This window comes from Psychrobacter sp. TB55-MNA-CIBAN-0194, from assembly GCF_040309505.1.
GTDB classification, from domain to species: domain Bacteria; phylum Pseudomonadota; class Gammaproteobacteria; order Pseudomonadales; family Moraxellaceae; genus Psychrobacter; species Psychrobacter fozii.
In genome coordinates this window covers 1-294 of sequence record NZ_JBEOOW010000121.1, presented here as the reverse complement: position 1 = coordinate 294, position 294 = coordinate 1, and the positions used below count along the sequence as shown (strand labels likewise).

The 294-nt window shown below is 36.1% G+C and carries 1 pseudogene; it reads right to left on the bottom strand.

The annotated features are described in order from the left end of the window. Positions 1–199, bottom strand: a pseudogene (locus AAEY75_RS14510) (enoyl-CoA hydratase); the annotation flags it as partial. Positions 200–294: the final 95 nt, after the last annotated feature.

Below are 294 nucleotides of genomic sequence, written 5' to 3'. Positions count from 1 at the left end.
GCATTTGAGTATTCGTGTCTTGAGCAATACTGTCAAGCTCTGCTTGCATAGCAGCTAGCAACTCAACCGATAAAGCATTAAATTGTTTGGGACTGTTGAGTGTCAACGTCACAACGCTGCCTGAGATTTCTTTAATAACTAATGGCTCGTTGGTATTTGTCGAGGAAGTCACTGATTGAATAGAATTTAATAGGGTCATTTATCATCCTTGATAATGGGTATTTAAACTTAGTATAAAAGTGTAGAAGCTATTTAAATAATAACCCAAATAGTAGCATGCTTAATTGGTTAAGC